Annotated in this window: 3 protein-coding genes; all 3 read left to right on the top strand. The window is 31.4% G+C overall.

Going from position 1 to position 3,140, the window contains the following annotated elements:
- Positions 1-813, top strand: an 813-nt coding sequence (locus ABY863_RS13215; RefSeq protein WP_372795598.1) for a pyridoxal phosphate-dependent aminotransferase, incomplete at its 5' end; no start/stop codon positions are given.
- A gap of 2 nt (positions 814-815) precedes the next feature.
- Positions 816-1,664: a prephenate dehydrogenase gene (locus ABY863_RS13220; protein WP_372795600.1), complete on the top strand. Its 849-nt coding sequence runs from the start codon at positions 816-818 to the stop codon at positions 1,662-1,664.
- 72 nt (positions 1,665-1,736) lie between these two features.
- Positions 1,737-2,813 carry a chorismate mutase gene (locus tag ABY863_RS13225; RefSeq protein WP_372795602.1) on the top strand — a complete coding sequence of 359 codons (1,077 nt, stop codon included), beginning with the start codon at positions 1,737-1,739 and terminating at the stop codon, positions 2,811-2,813.
- Positions 2,814-3,140 lie beyond the last annotated feature (327 nt).

Raw genomic sequence — 3,140 nt, forward strand, 5'->3', positions numbered from 1 at the left:
AAAGGAGATAAAGTATTAATTCCAAATCCAGGTTATCCTACTTATTTATCAGTAACCAAATTAGTAGAAGCTGAACCTGTATTTTATAATTTAACGGAGGATACTAATTGGCTACCAAATTTTCAAGAAATTGAAAAAGAAGATTTAAGCAATGTAAAAATAATGTGGGTTAATTATCCGCATATGCCTACTGGAGCAGTAGCTTCAAAAGAGGATTTTGAGCGATTGATTTCATTCGCAAAAAAGCACAATATTTTAATAGTAAATGACAACCCGTATAGTTTTATTTTAAATAACAATCCGCTTAGTATTTTAGCCATTGATGGTGCAAAAGAAGTAGCCATTGAATTAAATTCTTTAAGTAAAACTTTTAGCATGGCAGGTTGGCGAGTAGGGATGGTTGTTGGAGATGCTGAAATTCTAAAAGCCATATTGCAAGTAAAAAGCAATATGGATTCTGGGATGTTTTTAGGGATTCAAAAAGGAGCTGTTGAAGCATTAAAATTATCAAAGAGTTGGTTTGAAGAACAGAATGAAATTTATAAAAAACGAAGAGCAATAGTTTGGAAAATATTTGATGCATTAGATTGTACATATGATACAGCAATTGGAGGTTTATTTGTTTGGGCAAAATTACCCAAAGAAAAAAAATCAGAAGAATTTACAGATGTATTATTGTATGAAAAAGATGTGTTTATAACCCCAGGAACCATTTTCGGATCAAATGGAGAAGGCTATATTAGAGCCTCATTATGTGTTTCTTCAGCAATTTTTGAAGAAGTATTAACCAGATTAATCACTGTTAAAAAGTAACTATGGAAAAGTTAGTAGTCATTGGTTTGGGTTTAATAGGAGGTTCTTTAGCATTAGATTTAAAGAAGCGAAGCGGCTATAAAGTTTATGGAATTGATGAAAATCCAACACATATAAATAAGGCATTGGAATTTGGTATTATTGAAGAAGGAATTGATTTCACTCAATTAGCAGATGCTTCTGTTGTAATTATTGCAGTTCCAGTAAATATGATTCCTCAAGTAGCAAAACAAGTATTGGATGTAATTTCAAAAGATACGTTGGTTTTTGATGTAGGTTCCGTAAAAAATGAAATTTGTAAATCTATTGAGAATCACCCAAATAGAAAAAATTATGTTGCAGCACATCCTTTAGCTGGAACAGAATTTTCAGGACCTGAGGCAGCAATTTTAAATTTATTTGATGAAAAGGTAAATATACTTTGTGAAGCAGATAAAACAGATTGGAAAATTTTAGACAAAGCATTTAGTATTTTTAAAAAACTAAATATGCGTATTAAAATGATGAGTCCAGAAGAACATGATAGACATATAGCGTATGTTTCACATTTGTCACATGTAAGTTCATTTATGTTAGGAAAAACAGTGTTGGGAATTGAAAAAAATGAGCAACATATATTTGATATGGCAAGTACAGGTTTTGCTTCAACAGTGCGTTTGGCAAAAAGTTCAGCAAACACTTGGGCACCTATATTTCTTCAAAATAAAGAAAATATTATACGATCTTTAGATGAATATATTAAAAATTTGACTGAATTTAAAGAGATGATAGCAACTGATAATGATGCAGGTTTAAAGGAAACTATGAAAAGCACTAATTATATAAAAACTATTTTAAACGGAATAAGGTAGCGCTGTCTCAATTTGAAATGAGCGTTTATGAAAACTAAAAAAATATTAAAATAATAACACAAGTAAATCAACATGGAAATTAACAAAGAAAACAGAAAGTGGTTAGATAACATGGGGTTATCACACCCAATTGTAATCGCAGGACCTTGTAGTGCTGAAACAGAAGATCAGGTTTTAAAAACGGCACATTTATTAAAAGATACAGATACTAATGTATTTAGAGCAGGTATTTGGAAACCAAGAACAAGACCAGGAGGTTTTGAAGGTGTTGGAGCTATTGGGTTGCCTTGGTTGCAAAAAGTAAAAGAAGAAACAGGCATGTTGGTAACTACTGAAGTTGGAAATGCAAATCACGTAGAGCTAGCTTTAAAACACGGTATAGATATTTTGTGGATTGGCGCAAGAACAACGGTAAACCCATTTGTAACTCAAGAAATTGCAGATGCTTTAAAAGGAGTTGATATTCCAGTTTTGGTAAAAAATCCTGTAAACCCAGATTTAGCATTGTGGTTGGGGGCTGTAGAACGTTTTCAAGCTGCGGGTATTTCTCAATTAGGAGTTATTCATAGAGGATTTTCTACGTACAATTCATTGCATTACCGTAATAAACCTCTATGGCATTTAGCAATTGAGTTGAAGAAAGAATTTCCAAATTTACCTTTAATTTTAGATCCATCTCATATTTGTGGTAGAAGAGATACCTTATTAGATGTTTCTCAAACAGCCTTAGATTTAAATTTTGATGGCTTTATGATTGAAACTCATATTGATCCAGACAATGCTTGGAGTGATGCTGCACAGCAAATTACACCTGCTCAATTAAATACAATAACAGCAGATTTAAGAATTCGTAAAGAAAGTAGTACTGGAGAAGAATTTCAGCGTAAGTTGAATATGCACAGAAAAGAACTGGATTTAATAGATAGCAATATTATTGAAATTTTAGGTGATAGAATGGGGATTGCAGGAGAAATAGGAAGGTTAAAACATAAAGAAAATGTAGCTATTTTACAAAGTGGAAGATGGGCTGATATTTTATCAAAAATGGTTGAGGATGGAGCTACAAAAGGTTTAAGTAAGGATTTTGTGGAAGAAATATTTAAAGCAATTCACGTTGAGTCAATTAACATTCAGCACAATATAAAGTAAAAGATTATAAAATCTTAAATTTAATGAATAGGTCACATTAAGTCTTTCGGCTATTGCTCAAGATAGGCAAAAGTCGGAAAGACTAATGTGAATTAGTGTTTTTCGACTTTGCTCTAAGTGAAAATTAAACAAGTTTAAAAGTAGTATTCTAAAATTGATTCAGTTTCTTTATCTTAAGCTTCCGAATCAAGTTTGGGATGATGATCAATATATTTTAAATAAAGCCTAAGTTTTATGCTATATTTGTAATTATAATTTACAAATAAATCTTCTTAAAATAGTGAAAGGAATTGTAACAAAATCTACGGGGAGTTGGTATACCGTTTA

Source organism: Lutibacter sp. (assembly GCF_041562875.1).
GTDB lineage: Bacteria > Bacteroidota > Bacteroidia > Flavobacteriales > Flavobacteriaceae > Lutibacter.